Source organism: Micromonospora parva (genome assembly GCF_040649675.1).
GTDB classification, from domain to species: domain Bacteria; phylum Actinomycetota; class Actinomycetes; order Mycobacteriales; family Micromonosporaceae; genus Micromonospora; species Micromonospora parva.
In genome coordinates this window covers 51,026-74,309 of the sequence record NZ_JBEZFX010000001.1, presented here as the reverse complement: position 1 = coordinate 74,309, position 23,284 = coordinate 51,026, and the positions used below count along the sequence as shown (strand labels likewise).

At 69.0% G+C, this 23,284-nt stretch carries 16 protein-coding genes; 15 read left to right on the top strand and 1 reads right to left on the bottom strand.

Annotation, left to right across the window (positions count from 1 at the left end):
* Positions 1-146: 146 nt before the first annotated feature.
* The 13 genes from araB to mmsB all read left to right on the top strand — a co-directional run bounded on the left by araB (position 147) and on the right by mmsB (position 19,091).
* Positions 147-1,829, top strand: coding sequence for a ribulokinase (araB, locus tag AB0C03_RS00300; protein WP_357632987.1), 1,683 nt, complete (start codon positions 147-149; stop codon positions 1,827-1,829).
* Entirely contained in the window at positions 1,826-2,518 is a 693-nt protein-coding gene (locus tag AB0C03_RS00295; RefSeq protein ID WP_030333969.1) for an L-ribulose-5-phosphate 4-epimerase, read from the top strand. The genes araB and AB0C03_RS00295 overlap by 4 nt, the downstream gene beginning before the upstream one ends.
* 126 nt (positions 2,519-2,644) lie before the next feature.
* A complete protein-coding gene (locus tag AB0C03_RS00290) occupies positions 2,645-3,649 on the top strand; it encodes an ABC transporter substrate-binding protein (protein ID WP_247675477.1) in 1,005 nt (334 codons plus the stop codon).
* A 189-nt stretch (positions 3,650-3,838) separates the two neighbouring features.
* Entirely contained in the window at positions 3,839-5,380 is a 1,542-nt protein-coding gene (locus AB0C03_RS00285; RefSeq protein WP_210866704.1) for a sugar ABC transporter ATP-binding protein, read from the top strand.
* Entirely contained in the window at positions 5,377-6,447 is a 1,071-nt protein-coding gene (locus AB0C03_RS00280; protein ID WP_357632983.1) for an ABC transporter permease, read from the top strand. The genes AB0C03_RS00285 and AB0C03_RS00280 overlap by 4 nt, the downstream gene beginning before the upstream one ends.
* Positions 6,444-7,433: a galactofuranose ABC transporter, permease protein YjfF gene (gene yjfF, locus AB0C03_RS00275; RefSeq protein WP_030333976.1), complete on the top strand. Its 990-nt coding sequence runs from the start codon at positions 6,444-6,446 to the stop codon at positions 7,431-7,433. The genes AB0C03_RS00280 and yjfF overlap by 4 nt, the downstream gene beginning before the upstream one ends.
* Before the next feature lie 26 nt (positions 7,434-7,459).
* Positions 7,460-8,962 (top strand): L-arabinose isomerase, encoded by a 1,503-nt coding sequence (gene araA, locus AB0C03_RS00270; RefSeq protein WP_030333979.1) that lies wholly within the window; start codon positions 7,460-7,462, stop codon positions 8,960-8,962.
* A 337-nt stretch (positions 8,963-9,299) separates the two neighbouring features.
* Entirely contained in the window at positions 9,300-11,405 is a 2,106-nt protein-coding gene (locus tag AB0C03_RS00265; RefSeq protein WP_210859104.1) for a family 43 glycosylhydrolase, read from the top strand.
* A 412-nt stretch (positions 11,406-11,817) separates the two neighbouring features.
* Positions 11,818-12,801: a LacI family DNA-binding transcriptional regulator gene (locus AB0C03_RS00260; RefSeq protein WP_209444598.1), complete on the top strand. Its 984-nt coding sequence runs from the start codon at positions 11,818-11,820 to the stop codon at positions 12,799-12,801.
* Positions 12,802-13,120: 319 nt separating this feature from the next.
* Positions 13,121-14,767, top strand: coding sequence for a glycoside hydrolase family 27 protein (locus AB0C03_RS00255; protein WP_030336028.1), 1,647 nt, complete (start codon positions 13,121-13,123; stop codon positions 14,765-14,767).
* Positions 14,768-15,079: 312 nt separating this feature from the next.
* Entirely contained in the window at positions 15,080-16,222 is a 1,143-nt protein-coding gene (gene chvE, locus AB0C03_RS00250) for a multiple monosaccharide ABC transporter substrate-binding protein (protein WP_030336027.1), read from the top strand.
* 83 nt (positions 16,223-16,305) lie between these two features.
* Positions 16,306-17,844 carry a multiple monosaccharide ABC transporter ATP-binding protein gene (mmsA, locus tag AB0C03_RS00245; RefSeq protein WP_030336025.1) on the top strand — a complete coding sequence of 513 codons (1,539 nt, stop codon included), beginning with the start codon at positions 16,306-16,308 and terminating at the stop codon, positions 17,842-17,844.
* Positions 17,841-19,091, top strand: a complete 1,251-nt coding sequence (gene mmsB / locus AB0C03_RS00240) for a multiple monosaccharide ABC transporter permease (RefSeq protein WP_030336023.1) — start codon at positions 17,841-17,843, stop codon at positions 19,089-19,091. The genes mmsA and mmsB overlap by 4 nt, the downstream gene beginning before the upstream one ends.
* Before the next feature lie 281 nt (positions 19,092-19,372).
* On the opposite strand, the gene AB0C03_RS00235 is transcribed toward mmsB, so the two are convergent.
* Entirely contained in the window at positions 19,373-20,752 is a 1,380-nt protein-coding gene (locus AB0C03_RS00235; protein ID WP_210866703.1) for a CBM96 family carbohydrate-binding protein, read from the bottom strand.
* A gap of 214 nt (positions 20,753-20,966) precedes the next feature.
* Between AB0C03_RS00235 and AB0C03_RS00230 the strand changes: the two genes are divergently transcribed.
* Together AB0C03_RS00230 and AB0C03_RS00225 are read left to right on the top strand one after the other, a co-directional pair.
* Positions 20,967-22,268 carry an MFS transporter gene (locus AB0C03_RS00230; RefSeq protein WP_435823352.1) on the top strand — a complete coding sequence of 434 codons (1,302 nt, stop codon included), beginning with the start codon at positions 20,967-20,969 and terminating at the stop codon, positions 22,266-22,268.
* Complete coding sequence (locus tag AB0C03_RS00225) at positions 22,265-23,248, top strand: TolB family protein (RefSeq protein ID WP_357632973.1); 984 nt, start codon at positions 22,265-22,267, stop codon at positions 23,246-23,248. The genes AB0C03_RS00230 and AB0C03_RS00225 overlap by 4 nt, the downstream gene beginning before the upstream one ends.
* Positions 23,249-23,284 lie beyond the last annotated feature (36 nt).

Sequence of the window (23,284 nt, the reverse complement as noted above, 5' to 3'; positions counted from 1 at the left end):
GGAATGGTGTGCTTTGCACCGGTCCGCTATCAACCCTCCCGAGTCGGTCCGCCTTCCGCGTTCCGTTACGGAGCTGTTGCGGGTAGATGTCTTGACGAGGCTGGATGTGAGCGTTAACACTATCCCCGTTAACGGTGGAGGTGAACATGAACCGTGTGGACGGAGCTGACGACCGCTATGTCGTCGGTGTCGATTACGGCACCCTGTCCGGGCGAGCTCTGGTGGTCCGTGTCGGCGATGGTGCCGAACTGGGGACCGCGGTGCACGAGTATGGCGATGGCGTGATCAGCACGGCGCTGCCGGGAGGTCGAGCGCTACCCCCGGACTGGGCCCTGCAGAACCCGCAGGACTACCGCGACGTGCTGCGGTACGCCGTCCCGGCGGCGGTGTCCGCCGCAGGGGTGGACCCGGCGGCGGTGGTCGGCATCGGCATCGACTTCACCGCCTGCACCGTGCTGCCGACGCTCGCCGACGGCACTCCACTGTGCGAGACGCCCGAGCTGCGCGACCGACCGCACGCCTGGGTCAAGCTGTGGAAGCACCACGCCGCGCAGCCGCACGCCGACCGGATCAACGCGCTGGCCCACGAGCGGGCCGAGCCGTGGATCGGCCGGTACGGCGGCAAGATCTCCGCCGAGTGGCAGTACGCCAAGGGCCTGCAGCTCCTGGAGGAGGACCCGGAGGTCTACGACCGGGCCGAGCGCTTCATCGAGGCGGCCGACTGGATCGTCTGGCAGCTCTGCGGCACCGAGACCCGCAATGTCTGCACGGCCGGATACAAGGGCATCCTGCAGGACGGTCAGTATCCCGCCAAGGACTTCCTGACCGCGCTCAACCCCAACTTCGGTGACTTCGTGGCCAAGTTGGACGGTCCGTTGCTGCCCCTCGGCGCCCGCGCCGGCTCGCTCACCGCCCAGGCCGCCGCATGGACCGGCCTGCCGGAGGGGATCGCGGTGGCCGTCGGCAACGTCGACGCGCACGTCACCGCGGCGTCCGCGCAGGCGGTGCAACCCGGTCGGCTGGTCGCCATCATGGGCACCTCGACCTGCCACGTGGTCAACGGCGCGGAGGTCGCCGAGGTGGCCGGCATGTGCGGTGTCGTGGACGGCGGCATCAGCCCCGGCGCGTGGGGTTACGAGGCCGGGCAGAGCGGCGTCGGCGACATCTTCGGCTGGTTCGTCGAGCACGCTGCCCCGGCCGGCATCGACTCGCACGAGCGCCTCACCGAGCTGGCCGCGAGTCAGCCCGTCGGCGCGCACGGCCTGATCGCGCTCGACTGGTGGAACGGCAACCGGTCCCTGCTGGTCAACCACGACCTCAGCGGCATGATCGTCGGGATGACCCTGGCCACCCGGCCAGCGGACATCTACCGGGCCCTGCTGGAGTCCACCGCGTACGGCACCCGGATGATCATCGAGGCGTTCGTCGACGCCGGAGTCCCGGTGAACGACCTGGTGATCGCCGGTGGTCTGACCAACAACGCGCTGCTGATGCAGATCTACGCCGACGTGACCAGGCGTCCGCTGAACATCATCGCCTCGTCGCAGGGTCCGGCGCTGGGCTCGGCGATCCACGCCGCGGTCGCCGCCGGTGAGTTCCCCTCGATCCACAAGGCGTCGCAGGCGATGGGTCGGGTGCACGAGGCCGTCTACCGCCCGGACCCCGAGCGGGCCCGCGCCTACGACGCCCTCTACGCCGAGTACCGGGCGCTGCACGACCACTTCGGTCGTGGCGGCAACGACGTCATGCTCCGCCTGCGGGCGATCCGCAACGCGGCGGTCGAGACCGCCGCTACCCCGCACGAGACCCCGCTGGAGGTGGTGGCGTGAACGCCGAGGTGACCCGACAGATCGCCGAGCTGCGCGAGACCGTCGCCCGCCTGCACGCCGAGCTGACCCGGTACAACCTGGTCGCCTGGACGTCCGGCAACGTCTCCGCGCGGGTTCCCGGCCAGGACCTGATGGTGATCAAGCCGAGTGGGGTGAGCTACGACGACCTCACCGCGGCCACGATGGTGGTGTGCGACCTCGACGGCGTTCTCGTCGAGGGCGACTTCGCCCCGTCCAGCGACACCGCCGCCCACGCCTACGTCTACCGGGCCATGCCCGAGGTCGGCGGCGTCGTCCACACGCACAGCTCGTACGCGACCGCCTGGGCGGCGTGTGGCGAGCCGATCCCCTGCCACCTCACGGCGCAGGCCGACGAGTTCGGCGGGGAGATCCCGATCGGTCCGTTCGCGCTGATCGGCGGCGACGACATCGGCAAGGGCATCGTGGCCACGCTCGCCGGGCACCGCTCGCCGGCGGTGCTGATGCGCAACCACGGCGTGTTCACCATCGGCCGCGACGCCCGCGCGGCGGTCAAGGCGGCGGTGATGTGCGAGGACGTGGCCCGGACCGCGCACCTGGCCCACACCCTCGGGCGGCCGGTCCCGATGGCACAGGCCGACATCGACTCACTCTACGACCGCTACCAGAACGTCTACGGCCAACAACCAGTCGCACCGGCGGGTTCCTGACCCTCACCGAAACCCCGGGACCCGTCGGTCTGCACCACGCGCACCAGCACGCACCACCCGCGTACGCCGCTCTTTCGCACCTCGGCGGCCGGCGCGGTTACCCACCACATCCACCAAGGAGATTCGATGGGAAAGATGCGAATGCAGTCCGCTCCGTGGCGTGCTGCCGCGGTCCTCGCCAGCGTGCTGCTGGTCGGCGGCGTGGCGGCCTGCGGTAACAGCGACACCGGCGGCGGCGGGTCCAAGGACGACGGCAAGATCACGATGGGCTTCTCCCAGGTCGGTGCGGAGAGCGGGTGGCGTACCGCGAACACCACCTCGATCAAGGAGTCCGCTGCCGCCGCGGGGATCGAGCTGAAGTTCGACGACGCTCAGCAGAAGCAGGAAAACCAGATCAAGGCGATCCGCAACTACATCCAGCAGAAGGTCGACGTGATCGCCTTCTCGCCGGTGGTGGAGTCCGGATGGGACACCGTGCTCAAGGAGGCCAAGGACGCCGGCATCCCGGTCATCCTGACCGACCGCTCGGTGGACTCGGCCGACAAGACCCTGTACAAGACCTTCCTCGGCTCGGACTTCGTCAAGGAGGGCCGGCTCGCCGGTGAGTGGCTGGTCGAGCAGAAGAAGAGCGCCTCGGGCCCGGTGAACATCGTCGAGCTGCAGGGCAACACCGGTGCGGCGCCGGCGAACGACCGCAAGAAGGGCTTCGGTGAGGCGATCGCCGCCAACCCGAACCTGAAGATCATCGCCTCGCAGCCGGGTGACTTCACCCGGGCCGGCGGCAAGCAGGTCATGGAGCAGTTCCTCAAGGCGTACCCGAAGATCGACGTGCTGTTCGCGCACAACGACGACATGGGTCTGGGCGCGCTTGAGGCGATCACCGCCGCCGGCAAGGAGCCCGGCAAGGACATCACCATCATCACCGTCGACGCCGTCAAGGATGGCATGCAGGCTCTCGCCGACGGGAAGTTCAACTTCATCGCGGAGTGCAGCCCGCTGCTCGGCCCGCAGCTGATGGACCTGGCCAAGAAGGTCCACGCGGGCGAGGAGGTGCCGCCTCGGATCGAGACCGAGGAGACCACCTTCACGACTGAGCAGGCGAAGGAAGCTCTGCCCAACCGTAAGTACTGATCGACGACGGGGTCGCCGCGCTCGCGTGGCGGCCCCGCCGCGTCGCCTCCCTACCCGAAACGGACCGGGCTTGGCCCGCGACGACCCCGAGTACCACGCCCGCCCGAGCGACCCCCAAGGGCGACCGGGCGGGCGTCGCGGGGACGTGGCGGCCCTTCCGTGTCGACAACCCAGAAGAGGTCTGATGGGATGACGGATAGCCGTCCGGTCCTGACGATGACCGGGATCAGCAAGTCCTTCCCCGGGGTGCGCGCACTCCACGACGTCAACTTCCGGCTCTTCCCCGGCGAGGTGCACGCCCTGATGGGCGAGAACGGCGCCGGCAAGTCGACCCTCATCAAGGTGCTCACCGGTGTCTACGACACCGACGAGGGCGCGATCACCCTCCACGACGAACCCGTGTCGTTCACCGGGCCGATGCAGGCGACCGCCGCCGGTGTGAGCACCGTTTTCCAGGAAGTCAACCTCTGCACCAACCTCTCGGTGGCGGAGAACATCTTCATCGGCCGTGAGCCCCGCCTTTTCGGCGCGGTCCGCTGGGGCGAGGTTCGCCGCCGCGCCCGCGCCCTGCTGGCCCGCCTCGACCTCGACCTCGACGTCAGCGCGCCGCTCGGCTCGTACTCCCTGGCGATCCAGCAGATGGTCGCCATCGCCCGCGCGATCGACATCAAGGCCCGGGTGCTGATCCTGGACGAGCCGACGTCCAGCCTCGACGCCGACGAGGTGGCGCAGCTGTTCCGGATCATGCGGCAGCTGCGCGACGAGGGCATCGCCATCCTGTTCGTGACCCACTTCCTCGACCAGGTCTACGAGATCGCCGACCGGATCACCGTGCTGCGCAACGGCGGGCTGGTCGGCGAGTACCTCACCACCGAGCTGCCCCAGCTTTCCCTGGTCGAGAAGATGATCGGCAAGGAGCTCGACGTCCTGGAGGGCATCGAGGAGCACTCCCGGCGGGACCTGGCCACCCTGGAGGAGGGCACCCCCCTGGTGGCGGTGTCCAACTTCGGTCGAGGGGGCGCTGTCGAGCCGTTCAGCCTCACCATCCACGCCGGCGAGGTGGTGGGCCTGGCCGGCCTGCTGGGCTCGGGGCGTACCGAGGTCGCGCGGTTGTTGTTCGGGGCCGACCGGAGCGACGGGGGTCAGGTAGCTGTCGACGGCACGGCGAGCAGCCTGCGCACCCCCGCCCAGGCGATCGACCACGGCGTGGGCTTCTGCTCGGAGAACCGCCGCGCGGAGGGGATCGTCGCCGACCTGTCGGTGCGCGAGAACATGATCCTCGCCATGCAGGCGGCGCGCGGCTGGCTGCGGCCCATTCCGCGTCGTCGCCAGGACGAGCTGGTCGACAAGTACGTCAAGGCCCTCAACATCCGGCCCGCCGACCCGGAGGTTCCGGTCCGCAACCTCTCCGGCGGCAACCAGCAGAAGGTGCTCCTGGCCCGGTGGCTGATCACCGAGCCCCGGCTGCTGATCCTCGACGAGCCGACGCGGGGCATCGACATCGGCGCGAAGACCGAGATCCAGAAGCTCGTGACGCAGCTGTCCGACGGCGGCATGGCGGTGCTGTTCATCTCCGCCGAGCTGGAGGAGGTGCTGCGCCTGAGCCACAAGGTGGCCGTGATGCGGGACCGGCAGATGGTCGCGCAGCTCGCCAACGACGAGAGCCTCGACGCCGACCGCATCATGCAGACCATCGCCAGCGGATCCCACCGGGAGGAGGCAGACCGATGACCGACACCATGAGCCGCTTCCGGACGATGACCGGTCACCGGCTGTTCTGGCCCGCCGCCGTGCTGTTCGCCATGCTCGCCGCGAACACGATCTACCGGCCCGGGTTCCTGTCCATCGAGCTCAAGGACGGGCACCTGTACGGGACGCCGATCGACATCCTGCGGCTGAGCGCACCGCTGATCCTCGTCGCGCTGGGCATGACCCTGGTCATCTCGACCGGCGGCATCGACCTGTCGGTCGGCTCGCTCTGCGCGATCAGCGGCGCGATCGCCTGCATGTACATCAGCAAGCAGCCCGACCAGAGCAGCATTGCCGTGGTGGCGACCGCCCTCGCGATGGCGATGGGGGTCTCGCTCGTGCTCGGCGCGTGGAACGGGGTGCTGGTGGCAGTGATCGGCATCCAACCGATCATCGCCACCCTGATCCTGATGGTCGCCGGCCGGGGTCTCGCCCAGCTGATCACCGAGGGTCAGATCATCACCATCAACTCCGAGCCGTACCGGGCGATCGGCCTGGGCCACGCGTTGACCCTGCCGCTGGCCATCTTCATCGCTCTCGCCGCGGCACTGCTCGTCGCCGCGTTCACCCGTCGCACCGCGCTCGGCATGATCATCGAGTCGGTGGGCGGCAACTCGGTGGCCAGCCGGCTGGCCGGCATCCGGTCCGGCCGGGTCATCTTCCTCGCGTACGTGATCAGCGCCGCCTGTGCCGCGGTCGCCGGTTTCATGATGACCGCCAACGTCTCCAGTGCCGACGGCAACGCCGCCGGCCTCTGGGTCGAGCTGGACGCGATCCTCGCTGTCGTCATCGGCGGTACTTCGCTCGCGGGCGGCCGGTTCTTCCTCAGCGGCACCATCATCGGCGCGCTGATCATCCAGACCCTGACCACCACCGTGTACGCGATGGACATCTCGCCGCAGACGTCGCTGCTGTTCAAGGCGGTCGTCGTCATCGCCGTCTGCCTCATCCAGGCGCCGGCCTTCCGGGCCCGGTTCACCCGCCGCAGGCGCAACGCCCCGCCGCCCGCCCCCGTCGCCGACAAGCCGAAGGAGCAGGTGCCGGCATGACCACTGGAACGCTTACCGCCGGTCGTAACCGGTTCCGGCTGCCGAGGAAGCAGATACCGGTCCTGGCGACGCTCGCCCTGCTGCTGGTGATGTACGGCATCGGTGTCTCGCAGTACACGGCGTTCTCCAACGTCCAGGTCATCTTCAACGTGTTCATCGACAACGGCTTCCTGCTCGTCGTCGCGGTGGGCATGACCTTCGTGATCCTCACCGGTGGCATCGACCTGTCGGTCGGTTCGGTCGTCGCCATGACGGCGATGGTGTCGGCCGCGCTGCTGCAGGACGGCATGCCGGCGGCGCTGGTGCTCGTCATCGCGCTGCTCATCGGCCCGACGCTCGGCCTGCTGATGGGCTGCGTCATCCACTTCTTCGAGATCCAGCCGTTCATCGTCACGCTCGCCGGGATGTTCTTCGCCCGGGGCATGTGTACGTTCATCTCCGGCGCGTCGATCCCGATCACCGACGGCTTCTGGACCGCGATGTCGCAGGAGCGGATCGGGAACCCCCGCGGCAACTTCGTGTCGATCAGCGTGCTGATCGCCTTCGTGGTGGTCGCCATCGCCGCGTACGTGCTGGCCTACACCCGGCTGGGGCGCAACGTGTACGCCATCGGCGGCAACCCGCAGTCGGCGCTGCTGATGGGCCTGCCGGTGGGGCGGACCCGGATCGCCGTCTACACGATCAGTGGTCTGTGCTCGGCCATCGGCGGGATCCTGCTGTCCTTCTACACCCTCTCCGGCGCGCCGCTGATCGCCGTGGGGATGGAGCTGGACGTCATCGCCGCCGTCGTCATCGGTGGCACGGTGCTCACCGGCGGCGCGGGTTACGTCTTCGGCACGGTACTCGGCGTGCTGGTCCTGGGCGTGATCCAGACCCTCATCACCTTCGATGGGAGCCTCAACTCCTGGTGGACCAAGATCGTGATTGGCGGCCTGCTCTTCGCGTTCATCCTCCTACAGCGCCTCATCGGAATCCGTTACAAGTGACCGCCCCTCTCGCGGAAGGCAACCCCATGGCACCACACACCGAACCCGAGATCTGGTTCCTCACCGGCAGCCAAGGCATGTACGGCGAGGAGACGCTCCGCCAGGTGGCTGAGCAGTCCCGCCAGATCGCGGCAGCACTCGACGACTCGCCGCAGATTCCCGCCCGCGTGGTCTGGAAGCCCGTCCTGACCAACAGTGGTGAGATCCTGCAGGTCTGCCGGGATGCCGCCGCCCAGGGTGCCGTCGGGGTGATCGCCTGGATGCACACGTTCTCGCCGGCCAAGATGTGGATCTCCGGTCTGGACGCGTTGCAGACACCGCTGCTGCACCTGCACACCCAGGCGAACGTTCTGCTGCCGTGGAACGACATCGACATGGACTTCATGAACCTGAACCAGGCCGCGCACGGCGACCGCGAGTTCGGGTACATCCAGACGCGCCTCGGTGTGGCCCGTAAGACGGTGGCCGGGCACGTCAGCGACCCGCGGGTGACCACTCGCATCGGGGCGTGGGCGCGCGCCGCGCTGGGCTGGTCGGCGATGCGGTCGCTGCGCCTGGCCCGCTTCGGCGACAACATGCGCGACGTCGCGGTGACCGAGGGCGACAAGGTCGAGGCCGAGCTGCGGTTCGGCGTCTCGGTCAACACCTACGGCGTCAACGACCTGGTCGAGGTGGTCGGCGAGGTCACCGACGCGCAGGTGGACGACCTGGTCAAGGAGTACCAGGACACCTACCGCATCGTCGGTGAGCTGCTGCCCGGCGGCGATCAGCACGACGCGCTGCGCTACGCCGCGCGCCTGGAGTTGGGCATGCGCGCCTTCCTGGACGCGGGTGGGTTCCGGGCCTTCACGACGAACTTCGAGGACCTCGGTGGGCTGCGTCAGCTGCCGGGCATCGCCGTGCAGCGGCTGATGGCGGACGGTTACGGCTTCGGCGGCGAGGGCGACTGGAAGACCTCGGTCCTGGTCCACACCCTCAAGGCGATGTCGGTGGGGGTGAGTGGCGGCACCTCGTTCATGGAGGACTACACCTACGACCTCACCCCGGGCAACGAGCTGGTGCTCGGCGCCCACATGCTGGAGGTCTGCCCGACCATCGCGTCGGACGTGCCCAACGTGGAGATCCACCCGCTGAGCATCGGTGGCCGGGAGGACCCGGTCCGGCTGGTCTTCGACGCCGCACCCGGTCCGGCGGTGGTGCTCGGGTTGGCCGACATGGGGGAGCGGTTCCGGCTCGTGGCCAACGAGATCGACGTGGTGTCCCCGCCGCAGCCGCTGCGCCGGTTGCCGGTGGCCCGGGCGGTGTGGCGTCCGCGCCCCGACCTGCCGGTCTCGGCCGAGGCGTGGATCACCGCCGGCGCCCCGCACCACACGGTGCTGTCGCAGGCGGTGGGCGTGGAGGAGCTGCACGACCTGGCGGAGATGAGCCGCACCGAGCTCGTCGTCATCGACGCCGACACGCAGCCGCGCCGCTTCGCCGACGAGATCCGCTGGAACCAGGCCTACTACCGGCTGGCCCGCGGCTTCTGATTCGCGCGCTCTGATCGCGCTCGACACGGGTGGTCCATCCCTGCCTGCGGCTGGGGTGGACCACCCGTTCGCGTGTGGTCCCGGCGTACGTGAGGCGGCCGTGTTACGGCTTGACTAACAGCATGTTATCGCTCACAGTCTATAGCCAAGATGGTCGATGTCTTTGACTGTCCGGCCACGCGCGCGTTCCACCTCTCTCGGTTGCGGCAGCTCATCGCCGCGACCGTCGGGATGACGGTGTTAGCGATCACATGGCCGGACGTCGGTCAGCTCGGTGCCCCGCCCGGTGCCGCGGACGCGACCCAGATCGCTCGGTTGACGTCAGCAGAGGAGGATCATGCTTTCCATCGGTCGGGTTCCCCGGGGTGCGCCACGTCGGCGCGGGTGGCTGTCGAGACTTGCTGTCGCCGCGATGACGCTGGTGGTCGGTGGCGCCGCCGCAGCCGTCGCCTCGGCGCCCGCGTCAGCGGCGACTGTCGACACCAGTGCCTGGTACGTGTTGGTGAACCGCAACAGCGGCAAGGCCCTGGACGTGTACAACCTGGCGACCAACGACGGCGCGCGGATCACGCAGTGGACCCGCAACAACGGTAACCAGCAGCAGTGGCAGTTCGTCGACTCCGGTGGAGGCTACTACCGGGTGAAGTCGCGGCTGTCCAACAAGGTGTTGGACGTCTCGGGCTTCTCGACCGCCAACGGCGGCGCAATCGTGCAGTGGAGCGACAACAACAGCACCAACCAGCAGTTCCGGTTGGCCGACTCCGACGGCGGTTACGTCCGGTTGATCAATCGGAACAGCAACAAGGTGATGGAGGTGCAGGGCGCCTCGACCGCCGACGGCGGAAACATCGTGCAGTACGACGACTGGAACGGCACCAACCAGCAGTGGCAGTTCGTCCGCGTCGACGGCGGGACCGACCCCACCACGCCACCCCCGTCGAACGGCACCTTCTCGAACCCGGCGATCTGGCAGGACTTCGCCGACGTCGACATCATCCGGGTCGACAACGCGTACTACCTCACGTCGTCCACCATGCACTACTCGCCGGGCGCGCCGGTGCTGCGCTCCTACGACCTGGTGAACTGGGAGTTCGCCGGGCACGCCGTGCCCCGGCTCGACTTCGGCTCGAAGTACGACATGAGCGGTGGCAACGCGTACGTCGACGGGATCTGGGCGTCGACGCTGAACTACCGGCCGAGCAACCGGACGTACTACTGGGCCGGGTGCATCGACTTCGCGCAGACCCACATCTACACCGCGTCCGCCGTCGACGGCGCGTGGAGCAAGCACGCCACCATCCCCAACTGCTACTACGACGCCGGGTTGCTGGTCGACGACAACGACACCATGTACGTGGCGTACGGCAACAGCACCATCAGCGTGGCCCAGCTCTCCGCCGACGGAAAGTCCCAGGTCCGCGCCCAGCAGGTCTACCAGACGCCGTCGAGCATCGGGACGCTGGAGGGCGCCCGCTTCTACAAGCGCAACGGCGCCTACTACATCTGGCTCACCCGCCCGGCGAACGGCCAGTACGTGCTGAAGTCGACGAACGGTCCGTTCGGCCCGTACGAGCAACGTCAGGTCCTGCTCAACCTGCCCGGTCCGATCTCCGGCGGCGGTGTGCCGCACCAGGGCGGTCTGGTGCAGACCCAGAACGGCGACTGGTACTACATGTCCTTCGTCGACGCGTACCCCGGTGGTCGGATGCCGGCCCTGGCGCCGATCACCTGGACCGGCGACGGTTGGCCGGTGTTGCAGACGGTCAACGGCGCGTGGGGCAGCTCGTACCCGAAGCCGAACCTGCCGGCGCCGCCCCGGGCGGTCAAGCCGCTCACCGGCACCGACACCTTCGCCGGCACCACGCTGGGCCCGCAGTGGGAGTGGAACCACAACCCGGACAACAGCAAGTGGTCGGTCAACAACGGCCTGAACCTGCAGACCGCCACCGTCACCGGCGACCTGTACAAGGCGCGCAACACGCTGACCCACCGCATCCAGGGCCCCACCTCGACCGCGACCATCGAGTTGGACTACTCCACCATGCGCGACGGTGACCGCACCGGCCTGGCGGTGCTGCGCAACTCGTCGGCCTGGATCGGCATCCGACGGGACAACGGGTCCACCCGGCTGGTCATGCAGAACGGCCTGACGATGGACGGCAGCTGGAACACCACCAGCACCGGCAGCGAGGTGGCGAGCACCGCCGTCTCCGGTGGCCGGATCTGGTTGCGCGCCAACGCCGACATCAGACCCGGCTCCGGCCGGCAGGCCCGTTTCTCGTACAGCACCGACGGGGTCAACTTCACCTCGTTCGGCAACGCCCTGACGCTGGCGAACAACTGGCAGTTCTTCATGGGCTACCGGTTCGCCATCTTCAACCACGCAACACAGGCGCTCGGTGGCGCGGTCACCGTGCGGCGATTCGACCTGACGACGCCGTGACACCAGTCACACGACGTCCGGTCTGACCGGTGGCGCCGGCCGCGCACGCCGTACGGCATGTCGAGTCGGCGCCACCGTGTCGGGCCCGCGCCGGCCTGCTCCACGCTCTGTCCAGGAGCGCGGGCGGGCCGGCGTACCACGTCGGGGGCCGCGCGCCGCACCGGCTGGCGCGCACCTCCGGCGGGGACCGGGTGGTACGGCGTGGGCGGGTTGCGCAGACCCGACAGAGCCATGCCGTGTTCAGGACGGTTGCTGGCGTAGACTGTCGGCGATCCAGCGCTGGTCACCTGGGATTCAGCACCGGCGTGGTGACTGAGCGAGGGGGATCGGGCCGGGCCGCTCCAGTCGACGTCGACGGGCCGCGGGCCGGAGATGTAGCGGGGGGAGTGAAATGGCCGTCCACGGTCCCGCGATGACGGACGTTGCTCGTCTCGCCGGTGTCTCCCATCAGACGGTGTCGCGGGTGCTCAACGGGCACCCCAACGTCCGTGAGCAGACCCGGCTTCGGGTGCGCGCGGCGATCGCCGAACTCGGCTACCGCCCCAACGGCGCGGCGCGCGCCCTGGTGACCGGTCGATCACAGGTCATCGGGGTGGTCGCGCAGAACACGACGCTCTACGGTCCGGCGTCGCTGCTGGCCGCGTTGGAGCAGACCGCCGCGGAAGAGGGTTTCGCGGTCAGCGTCGGCAGCGTGCGCAACCTCGACCACCGGTCCATCTCGGCGGCCGTCGAGCGGCACCTGTCGCACCGGGTCGCCGGCATCGTGGTCATCGCCCCGGTCGAGTCGGCCGGTGAGGCGTTGGAGCGCCTGCCCAAGGACGTCCCGCTGGTCACCGTCGACGGCGACCCGAGCCGGCCGGTGCCGCTGGTGACCGTCGACCAGGTGGCGGGCGCCCGGGCGGCCACGCAACATCTCCTCGACGCCGGGCACCGCACCGTCTGGCACGTCTCCGGGCCGACCGACTGGTTCGACAGCGTCGGCCGGATCGACGGCTGGCGGCAGGCGTTGCTGGCCGCCGGGCTGGATCCGCCGCCGCCGATGCCGGGGGACTGGTCGGCCGCGTCGGGCTACCGGTGCGGGCAGATGTTGGCGCGGATGCCGGAGGTCACCGCCGTCTTCACCGCCAACGACCATCTCGCGTTGGGCGTGCTGCGGGCGCTGCACGAGTTCGGCCGGCGGGTGCCGGACGAGATCAGTGTGGTCGGCTTCGACGACGTGCCGGAGGCGGCGTACTTCATTCCGCCGCTGACCACCGTCCGACCGGACTTCGACGCGGTGGCGCGGGCGAGCCTGCAGATGTTGCTGTCGCAGATCGAGTCGGGCACCGGCGGGGCGCTGCGGCAGACCGTCGCCCCGGCCCTGGTCGCCCGCCAGAGTGTCGCCCCACCGCGCTGACCATCAGAGGTGCCCCCGCGGCGGGCATCGGTCCCGCCGCGGCTGCCCGCTGAGCGGGTGCGGGTGCGGCCGGGGGTGCGGGCCGACGTCGGCGTGCGGCAATTTCCGGCATCGTCACCGATAAGACGTGCCTCGATGCGTTGCGCAGTGTAGTCAATCGACCTCGGGCGATACGACCTCGTGAAGGTATTGAACCTCGTGAAATGTCGCCGTAACATGATGGGCGTCTCTGTTAACGCTAACAAAAATAGGCGCACAACTATCGGCGCACCAACCGGAGATCGTAGTCACGGCCGGGCGCCACCGACAAGGAGGCTCGATGAACCGCACTACCCGAGGTCGTCGCTGGGGGAGCGTACTGGCCGCCGGAATACTGCTCGCCGGCACACTGGTCGGCCTTCGCGCTCCGACGGCGCAGGCACTGGACAACGGCGTGGCGCGCACTCCCCCCATGGGGTGGAATTCGTGGAACTCGTTCGGCTGCAACATCAACGAGGCGCTGATCCGGCAGACGGCGGACGCGATCGTCAGCAGCGGTATGCGGGACCTGGGCTACAACTACGTCGTCGTCGACGACTGTTGGTTCAATCCCAACCGGGACTCCTCCGGCAACATCCAGGGCGACCCCGGCCGGTTCCCCAGCGGCATGAAGGCGCTCGGCGACTACCTGCACGCCCGGAACCTGAAGTTCGGCCTCTACCAGGTACCGGTCGACAAGACCTGCGCGCAGTACTTCGGCTCCTACCCGGGCGCGACCGGCAGCCGTGGTCACGAGGTGCAGGACGCGCGCCAGTTCGCCGCCTGGGGCGTCGACTTCCTCAAGTACGACTGGTGCTCGCCGGAGGGCAGCATCAACGACCAGGTGGCCACCTTCGCCAAGATGCGTGACGCGCTGGCCGCCACCGGCCGGCCGATCGTCTACAGCATCAACCCCAACAGCATCCACGCCAAGACCGGCCCGCAGCGCAACTGGGGCGACGTGGCCAACATGTGGCGAACCACCGAGGACATCACCAACGCGTGGGACACCGGCCAGACCAACGGCTACCCGATGGGCATCCAGAACATCATCAACGTGACAGTTCCGCTGGCGTCGTACGCGAGGCCGGGTGGGTTCAACGACCCGGACATGATGGAGGTCGGCCGCGGTGGCATGAACGACACGGAGATGCGCAGCCACTTCGCGATGTGGGCGATCATGGCGTCTCCGCTGATCGCCGGCAACGACGTGCGGAACATGAACGCCGCGACGCAGACCATCCTCAAGAACGCCAACCTGATCGCCATCAACCAGGACTCGCTCGGGTTGCAGGGGACGCAGGTGTCGTTCGACGGTACGCGTCGGGTGCTGGCCAAGCGGCTCGCCAACGGTGACGTCGCCGTCGCCCTGTTCAACCAGGGTGGCTCGACGACGACGATCTCGACCACCGCCGCGGCCATCGGCAAGTCCGGCTCGTCGTTCACGCTGGTGGACGCGTGGACCGGCGGCACCAGCTCCAGCAGCGGGACCATCAGCGCCAGCGTCCCGGCGCACGGCACCGTGGTGTACCGGGTCAGCGGTGGCGGCACGACGACGCCGCCGCCGACCACGTCGAGCGCGTATGCCAGCGCCGCCTCCGGGCGCTGCCTCGACGTGCCGAACAGCAACACGACCAACGGCACCCAGCCGGTCATCTGGGACTGCAACGGCGCCGCCAACCAGCGCTGGACCCGCAGCGGTCAGACCCTGCAGGCCCTCGGCAAGTGCCTGGACGCGCCCCTCAACGCCACGGCCGGCGTCAAGGTGCAGATCTGGGACTGCAACGGCGGGACCAACCAGCAGTGGGCGGTCAACGCCAACGGCACGATCAGCGCCGTGCAGTCGGGGCTCTGCCTGGACGTCAACAACAACGGCACCGCCAACGGCACCACGGTGATCCTCTGGACCTGCACCGGTGCGGCGAACCAGCGGTGGTCGCAGCGGTAGCCGATCGGGTTCGCCGGCCGACGAGGCCCCGGCGACCCATCTGACCCGACGGTAGTGCTGGTGCCCGCGGACGACAGACGTCGTCCGCGGGCACCGGTCTGTCGGTGCCGTGGACGACCACGCTGAGTTGTCGCGTCCTGCCCTTCCGGCTGATCGGTCGTATCGCTACGCTCGCCTGGATGCTCCGTTACGAGACCGTGACACCGGTATTTCGGATCAGGTGTTGACGCAATGTTTGTGAGCGCTAACACTACCCGAAAGATGACAGTTGGCCCCGGGCAGTCGGCGGGGGAGTCCTGAGAGGAGAAGCCGGTGGGCAGGAAATTCCTGGTTGCTCTCGGCGGCGCGGCACTCGCGCTGAGCTTGGCGGCATGCAGCGGCGGGGGTGCGGGCAGCGGTGACAAGACCGGTGACGAGAAGCCCAGCGATCTGACCATCGGTGTGTCGATGCCGACCCAGACCTCGGAGCGGTGGATTGCCGACGGCAACGCGGTGAAGTCGAAGCTCGAGGCCAAGGGCTACAAGGTCGACCTCCAGTACGCCGGCGACGACATCCCCACGCAGTCGCAGCAGGTCGACCAGATGATCACCCAGGGCGCGGATGTCCTCATCCTCGCGGCGATCGACGGCACGGCGCTCAGCAGCCAGCTGCAGGCCGCCGCGGCCGCGAAGATCCCGGTCATCTCCTACGACCGGCTGATCCGCGGCAGCAAGGACGTCGACTTCTACGTCAGCTTCGACAACTACAAGGTCGGCGTCGCCCAGGGCACCGCGCTGCTGGTCGGTCTCGGCCTGCTGAACAAGGACGGCACGAAGGGCACGGCCAAGGGGCCGCTGAACGTCGAGCTCTTCGCCGGGTCGCTGGATGACAACAACACCCAGTACTTCTTCGGCGGCGCGATGGACACCCTGAAGCCGTTCATCGAGGACGGCACGCTGGTCGTCAAGTCCAAGCAGACCACCCCCGAGCAGGTCGCCATCCTGCGGTGGCAGCAGGAGACCGCGCAGAAGCGGATGGAGAACCTGCTCACCTCCAGCTACAACGACGGCTCGAAGGTCGACGGGGTGCTGTCGCCGTACGACGGCATCTCCCGGGGCATCATCACCGCCCTGCAGAACGCCGGCTACGGCAAGGGCGCGAAGAAGCTCCCGGTCGTGACCGGCCAGGACGCGGAGATCGCCTCGATCAAGCTGATCAACGACGGCGTGCAGAGCTCCACGGTCTTCAAGGACACCCGACTGCTGGCCGAGCAGGCCGTGAACGCGGCCGAGGCGTTCCTGCAGAAGAAGCAGCCGCAGGCCAACGACACCGAGACGTACAACAACGGCGTCAAGGTCGTCCCGGCGTACCTGCTGCCGATCGCGACCGTCTACAAGGACGACATCAAGGCGACGCTGATCGACTCCGGCTACTGGACGGCGGAAGAGGTCGCCGCCGGTCAGGCCAAGAAGTAAGCCACTCGTCGGGCCCGGCGGTCATCCGCCGGGCCCGACGCCTGGGCGTGTACCGCGTCCAGACCTGACGGAGGACAGTGACCATGGACGACACCATCCTCGAGATGCGTCGCATCACCAAGACCTTCCCCGGCGTGACCGCGCTGGAGGACGTCACCCTCGCAGTGCGCCGCGGCGAAATCCACGCCATCTGCGGTGAGAACGGCGCCGGCAAGTCCACCCTGATGAAGGTGCTGTCCGGCGTCTACCCGTCCGGCTCGTACGATGGCGAGATTCTCTTCGACGGCAAGCCGATGCAGTTCCGCGGCATCCGCGACAGCGAGGCCAACGGCATCGTCATCATCCACCAGGAGCTCGCCCTGGTGCCGTACCTGTCGATCGCGGAGAACATCTTCCTCGGCAACGAGCGGCGTGGCCGCAGCGGGCTCATCGACTGGAACTTCGCCAACGCCGAAGCGGCGAAGCTGCTGGCATCCGTCGGGCTGCACGAGAACCCGGTCACCCCGGTCATCCAGCTCGGCGTCGGCAAACAGCAGCTGGTGGAGATCGCCAAGGCGCTGTCGAAGAAGGTGCGCCTGCTCATCCTGGACGAGCCGACGGCCGCGCTCAACGACATCGACTCGGCGCACCTGCTCGACCTGCTGCGGGCCCTCAAGGAGCAGGGCATCACCTGCATCATGATCTCGCACAAGCTCAACGAGATCACCGCCATCGCCGACTCCACCACGGTGATCCGCGACGGGCGCGCGGTGGAGACCCTCGACATGACGGCCGACGACGTGAACCAGCAGCGGATCATCCGGGGCATGGTCGGGCGCGACCTGGACAGCTTCTACCCCGACCGCGAGTCGTCCCCCGGTGACGAGGTCCTGCGCATCGAGGACTGGACGGTGCGGCACCCGGTCCAGGACCGGATGGTCGTCGAGGGCGTCGGCCTGTCCGTACGCGCCGGTGAGGTCGTCGGCATCGCGGGCCTCATGGGAGCCGGTCGCACCGAGCTGGCGATGAGCGTGTTCGGTCGGTCCTACGGGCGCGACATCCGGGGCCGGCTCTTCGTCCACGGGCGGGAGGTACAGGCCCGCACGGTCGCCGAGGCGATCGACAACGGCATCGCCTACGTCACCGAGGACCGCAAGCGCTACGGGCTCAACCTCATCGACGACGTGCGGCGCAACGTGTCCGCCGCCGCGTTGGACCGGCTGTCCCGCCTGGGCTGGGTGAACGGCAACGAGGAGATCAAGGTTGCCGAGACGAGCCGCAAGGAGATGAACATCCGTACGCCGAGCGTCATGGCGGTGGTCGGCAAGCTCTCCGGCGGCAACCAGCAGAAGGTGGTGCTGTCGAAGTGGCTGTTCACCGACCCGGACGTGTTGATCCTCGACGAACCGACCCGCGGTATCGACGTCGGCGCCAAGTACGAGATCTACACGATCATCAACCGGCTGGTGGCGGCCGGTAAGGCGGTGATCGTCATCTCCTCCGAGCTTCCGGAGCTGCTCGGAATGTGCGACCGCATCTACACCCTCGCCGCCGGCCGGATCACCGGCGAGATGCCGGTGGCCGAGGCGACTCAGGAGAGCCTCATGGAGCTGATGACCAAGGACAAGGAGCTCGTCGGATGACCAGCATCAAGACCCCTTCGACGGAGCGCCCCACGCCGCCGGACAGCACACCCACCGCAGCCCTGCACAGCGGGACGAACGACCTGCGCGCGCTGGTGTTGAACAACCTGCGGCAGAGCGGCATCTACGTCGCCCTGGTCGTCATCGTCGCGCTCTTCGCGGTCCTGACCGACGGGGTGTTGCTGAGCCCCGGCAACATCACCAACATCGTTCTCCAGTACTCGTACATCCTGGTCCTCGCGATCGGCATGGTCATCCTGATCATCGGCGGGCACATCGACCTGTCGGTCGGATCGGTCGTCGCGCTCACCGGAGCGGTCTCCGCCGTCCTGGTGATCCAGCAGGGCCATCCCTGGTGGATCGGCGTCGTCGCGGCGCTTGTCGTCGGCGTCGCGGTAGGCGCCTGGCACGGGTTCTGGGTGGCGTACGCCGGCATTCCGGCCTTCATCGTGACCCTGGCCGGCATGCTGCTGTTCCGGGGTCTCACCTTGCGGGTGCTCGACAACATCTCGCTGTCGCCGTTCCCCTCCGAGTACCAGCAGGTCGCGGCGGGCTTCCTCAACGGCCTGCTCGGTGGCGAGGGCTTCGACGCCTTCACGTTGCTGATCGGCGCCATCGCCGTGGCCGGCTACGCGGTCAGCGGCTTCCGCACCCGCGTGGCGCGGATCCGCTACCAGCAGCCGGTCGAGTCGTTCCCGCTGTTCGTCGCCCGGGTCGTGCTGGTCGGCGCGGTCCTCATGTACTTCGCCTGGCAGTTGGCGCACGCCCGAGGGCTGCCGATCGTGCTGATCATCCTGGCGGTCCTGGTGCTGGTTTACGGCCTGCTCACCCGGCGTACCGTCTTCGGCCGCCAGGTCTACGCGATCGGCGGCAACCTGTCGGCGGCGGCGCTGTCCGGGGTGAAGGTCCGCACCGTCAACTTCTGGATGTTCGTCAACATGGGCTTCCTGGCGGCGGTGGCCGGCGTCATCTACTCGTCGCGGTCCAACGGCGCCCAGCCCGCCGCTGGCAACATGTTCGAGCTGGACGCGATCGCCGCGGCCTTCATCGGCGGCGCGGCGGTCACCGGCGGCGTGGGCACCGTGGTGGGCGCGATGGTCGGTGGTCTGATCATGGCGGTGATGAGCAACGGCATGCAGCTCATGGGCATCGACCAGTCGACCCAGTCCGTGGTGAAGGGCCTCGTCCTGCTCGTCGCGGTCGCCTTCGACGTCTACAACAAGCGTCGCGCCGGCACGTCCCGCTGACGCCCTGACGTACGCCCGTGTGCCCCTGCCCGCGTTCCGGGCGGGGGCACACGTCGTTCGGTCGCGTGCCGTCGGGACTTGACCGGGTCGGCCCTGGCAGCGGATCGCGGCGCCGGACGTGGCGATTTTCGTAGATCTTGGACAGTTTCCGTTCCGGGTGAACGGAAACTGTCCAAGATCTCGCCGTGGAACCGCGCGGGTCGCCGCGATCGAGCGGGCTCCGTCGGCCAGGGGGAGCGAGGGTCCCGCTGCGCCGCTGACGGCGCAGCGGGACCGCGCGGTCAGTGGCAGGAGGTGGTGCCGGTGTCCGTGTAGGTCTGGCCGGCCACCGGGACGAACTGCCAGTCGTAGCTGTTGGAGTGCAGGGTGAACTTCAGCAGGCCCCACGCCGAGCTGTTACGTGCCTCGCTGTTGGGCTGGATGGTGCCGAAGCCGTAGTGGCCGGCGCCGCCCATCCCGGCGACGAAGCTACGCAGCCCCCGACTCGAGTCGGCGGCACCGGCCGGGTTCATCGGGGCGAACCGCTCGTACACGTGGTTGTGCCCCCACACCACGACGTCGGCGTTGTAGTCGTAGAGGGCCTGGTACAGCGGACGCGTCGACGTCGACGGCGCGTGGTTGGAGCTGGACGTGAACAGTGGGTGGTGCCAGTACGCGAGCGTGCACGGCTTGCCGCTGGCGGCCAGGTCCGCACGCAACCACTGCTCCTGCGCCGAGCCGGCCGACATGCTGATGTTCGAGTTCAGCGACACGATGTGCCAGTTGCCGAGGTCGTACGAGTAGTAGCCGCGACCGCTCGGGCCGGCGGACGTACCGAAGTAGTTGTAGTAGCCGGTCGCGCCCGACGTGTTGTAGTCGTGGTTGCCCGGCGACGGGCGGGTACGGGACTTGTGCCGACCCCAGGTGGGCTCGTAGTAGCTGTTGAACTGCGACGCCGTCCCACTGTCGTAGACGTTGTCGCCGGTGGTGAAGACAGTGCCCGGGATGGTGTCGAGCAGCGCCGCCGTGGCACTGTCGCCGGAGCCCGAGTCGGCGATGTCGCCAGCGCCGACGAAGACCGGGTCGCCCGACGGGGGCGGCGTGGTGGTCCCGGTGGTGACCACCAGCTGCGGGGCGTCAGCGCCGCTCTCCCGGGTGTCGTAGTAGGCGCCGTCGCCGCTGGCCGAGGTGGCGCCGAAGCTGTACGTGCCGTTGCCGGTGACCGCGGCCGTGACATCGACCTCGTACCAGGTGTTGCCGCTGACCGCGCCGATGGTGCCGAGCGTGGCCCCGTCGATGGCCGGCTGGTTGTTCCAGGTGGTGCCGGTCTCCGACCAGGTGGTGTTGGACATCCGGCGGAACGTGCCGCCGGCGTCGCTGCCGCTGTTACCGCTGATCGTGCGCAGTCGCAGCTTGGCGGCGGTCACCGTGCCGCTGACACCGCTCACGGTGAAGCGCAGGAACGAGCGCCGCACCGGTGAGTTGTCCACCACGACCTGCGTGGACGTGCCGTAGTTGGTGGTGGCCGTGTCGCTCTGGACGTAGGTGTCGGCGACCGGCGTGAAGGTCACGCTCGCCGCCGACGCCGCGCCAGCGCCGGTCACGACGACGGCGGCGGTCGCGGCGACGATCACCGTGACCAGCCCCAGCGTCACCGACGGACGGGGGAATCGAATGTCCATCCAGGACTCCTTACCTCGTGGGAAGAGCGCAAGGAATGTAGGAAGGTCGATGAGCCGGCGGGCGACGGGCGGATGAACACTGCGTCCCGGCAGGCGAACACCTCGTTGTTGGAAAGCCGTTCACCCGGCCCTCGCCCGGATGCCACCGACGGTCCGTTGTGTCCACCGCGGCGAGTACGGACGATGGCTGCCCGTCAGCCGTCGATCCGAGGAGATGCGCGTGTACCTGTCGACCGTCTCCCGACCCGTCGCCGACCCGCCCGGACCGGGGCCCCGACGTGGCCGGTTCGCGATGGTCAGCGGCAACGTCATCGCGCTCGGCACGGTCAGCCTGATCACCGACGTGTCGGCCGAGATGGTGGCCGCGGTCCTGCCTCTCTACCTGGTGCTGGGCCTGAACCTCAGCCCGGTGGCCTTCGGCGTGCTGGACGGCGTCCACACCGGCGCCACCGCGCTGTTGCGGGTCGTCGGCGGTTTCGCCGCCGACCGGTTCCGGCGGCGCAAACTGATCGCCGGCCTCGGGTACGCGCTCTCGGCGGTGGCGAAACTCGGACTGCTGCTCGCCGACCGGTCGATCCCGGCGATCGGTGCCGTCATCGCCGTCGACCGGCTCGGCAAGGGGGTGCGCAGCGCGCCACGCGATGCTCTGATCACCCTCTCCACCCCGCCCGAGGCGCTGGGTCGGGCATTCGGGGTGCACCGGGCGATGGACAGCTTCGGCGCGTTCCTCGGGCCGCTCGCCGCGTTCGCGGTCCTGCTGGTCGTCGGGCAGTCGTACGACGCGGTCTTCGTCACCAGCTTCTGCATCGCGGCACTGGCCGTCGTGGTGCTGGTGCTCTTCGTCCGGGAACGGCCCACCGGCCCGGCAGCCGACGGCCCGGCGGCGGACGGGCCGGACGACCCGAAGGTGTCCGTCCGCGAGGCGGTCGGCCTGCTGCGCGGCGGGCCTGCCCGGCGGCTGGTGCTGGCCGCCGCGATGCTCGGCCTGGCCACCATCGGCGACGGCTTCGTCTACCTGCTGCTGCAACGCCGGATGGACCTCGGCCTGCGCTGGTTCCCGCTGCTCGCGGTGGGAACCAGCCTGGCCTACCTGCTGCTCGCCGCCCCGCTCGGCGCGCTCGCCGACCGGATCGGTCGCCTGCCCGTGGTGATCGGCGGCTACACCGCCCTCGGTGCGACGTACCTGCTGCTGGCCGGCCCGGTCGACGGCTGGCCACTGATCGCTCTGGCGCTGACGCTGTACGGCGCCTTCTACGCGGCCACCGACGGTGTGCTCATCGCGCTCGCCGGGCCCGTGCTGCCGGCGCGACTGCGGACCACCGGAATCGCGCTGGTGCAGACCGGGCAGGCCCTGGCGTACCTCGTCTCCTCAGTGCTGTTCGGTCTGGCCTGGCAGGCGTGGGGACCGGAGCACGCGGTCCGCGCGGCGGCGGTGGCCGTCGCCGGCGTCCTGGTCGGCACGCTGCTCCTGCTGACCTCCCCGTCCCGACCCACCACCCGGAAGGTGCTCCGATGACCGCGATGTCGACCCGAGCGAAACTCGGCGTGGTGGTCGCCTCGGCCGTGCTGCTGGGCACGGTGGCGGCCGGCTACGCCGCCACGGCCGCGCAGGCTCCCCGGACACCGCCGCCCGTCGGCGGCGAGCAGGCGGTCAGCCTGGCACCCGGGCGGCGTCTGCTGGCGATCACCGACCGGCACGTCTCCACCGTCGCCGCGACCGACCCCGCCGGGCCGCGCACGGTCGGCGGTCTGGAATGCCTGCGGGTGTACGCCGCGGCCGGCACCGGGGTCTGCCTGAAGCCGGAGACCGCGTGGTCGTACCAGGTTGTCGTGCTCGACGCGGAGCTGCGCCAGACCCGGGCGGTCGGTGTACCCGGTCTGCCGAACCGGGCCCGGGTCTCGGCCTCCGGCCGGATGGTCTCCTGGACCACGTTCGTCGGCGGTGACTCGTACACCTCCAGTGGCTTCTCCACCCGCACCGGGATCCTCGACACCGTCACCGGTGCCACTGTGGCGTCGCTCGAAGACTTCGCGATCACGATGGACGGCCGCCGCCACCGCAACCCGGATGTCAACTACTGGGGCGTCACCTTCACCGCCGACGACAACCGCTTCTACGCGACCATGTCCACCGGGGGTCGGCGGTACCTCGTCCGGGGTGACGTCGCCGCCCGCACCGTCGAGACGCTCAAGGAGAACGTCGAGTGCCCGTCGCTGTCACCGGACGGCACCCGGCTCGCGTTCAAGGAGGCGATCGACGCCGACCCGGCGAAGGGCTGGCGGTTGTCGGTCCTCGACCTGTCGAGCATGCGGGTCACCGCGACCGCGGAGACCCGCAGCGTCGATGACCAGGCGGCCTGGCTGGACAGCGGACAGCTTGCCTACACGCTGCGTCGGGACGACGGCCAACCCGACGTGTGGAGCGTCCCGGCGGACGGATCGGGTACGCCGGCGCTGACGATCCCCGGCGCCGAGTCGCCGTCGCCGCTCACCTGACCGCGACCGCGGACAACACGGCCCACCGAGCCGAGC

What these genes read in the sequence shown, in the direction of transcription:
- araB (WP_357632987.1), top strand. Translation starts at nt 147, where the DNA reads ATGAACCGTGTGGACGGAGCTGACGACCGCTATGTCGTCGGTGTCGAT.
- AB0C03_RS00290 (WP_247675477.1), top strand. Translation starts at nt 2,645, where the DNA reads ATGGGAAAGATGCGAATGCAGTCCGCTCCGTGGCGTGCTGCCGCGGTC.
- AB0C03_RS00285 (WP_210866704.1), top strand. Translation starts at nt 3,839, where the DNA reads ATGACGGATAGCCGTCCGGTCCTGACGATGACCGGGATCAGCAAGTCC.
- AB0C03_RS00280 (WP_357632983.1), top strand. Translation starts at nt 5,377, where the DNA reads ATGACCGACACCATGAGCCGCTTCCGGACGATGACCGGTCACCGGCTG.
- yjfF (WP_030333976.1), top strand. Translation starts at nt 6,444, where the DNA reads ATGACCACTGGAACGCTTACCGCCGGTCGTAACCGGTTCCGGCTGCCG.
- araA (WP_030333979.1), top strand. Translation starts at nt 7,460, where the DNA reads ATGGCACCACACACCGAACCCGAGATCTGGTTCCTCACCGGCAGCCAA.
- AB0C03_RS00265 (WP_210859104.1), top strand. Translation starts at nt 9,300, where the DNA reads ATGCTTTCCATCGGTCGGGTTCCCCGGGGTGCGCCACGTCGGCGCGGG.
- AB0C03_RS00260 (WP_209444598.1), top strand. Translation starts at nt 11,818, where the DNA reads ATGACGGACGTTGCTCGTCTCGCCGGTGTCTCCCATCAGACGGTGTCG.
- AB0C03_RS00255 (WP_030336028.1), top strand. Translation starts at nt 13,121, where the DNA reads ATGAACCGCACTACCCGAGGTCGTCGCTGGGGGAGCGTACTGGCCGCC.
- mmsA (WP_030336025.1), top strand. Translation starts at nt 16,306, where the DNA reads ATGGACGACACCATCCTCGAGATGCGTCGCATCACCAAGACCTTCCCC.
- mmsB (WP_030336023.1), top strand. Translation starts at nt 17,841, where the DNA reads ATGACCAGCATCAAGACCCCTTCGACGGAGCGCCCCACGCCGCCGGAC.
- AB0C03_RS00235 (WP_210866703.1), bottom strand. Translation starts at nt 20,752, where the DNA reads ATGGACATTCGATTCCCCCGTCCGTCGGTGACGCTGGGGCTGGTCACG.
- AB0C03_RS00230 (WP_435823352.1), top strand. Translation starts at nt 20,967, where the DNA reads ATGCGCGTGTACCTGTCGACCGTCTCCCGACCCGTCGCCGACCCGCCC.
- AB0C03_RS00225 (WP_357632973.1), top strand. Translation starts at nt 22,265, where the DNA reads ATGACCGCGATGTCGACCCGAGCGAAACTCGGCGTGGTGGTCGCCTCG.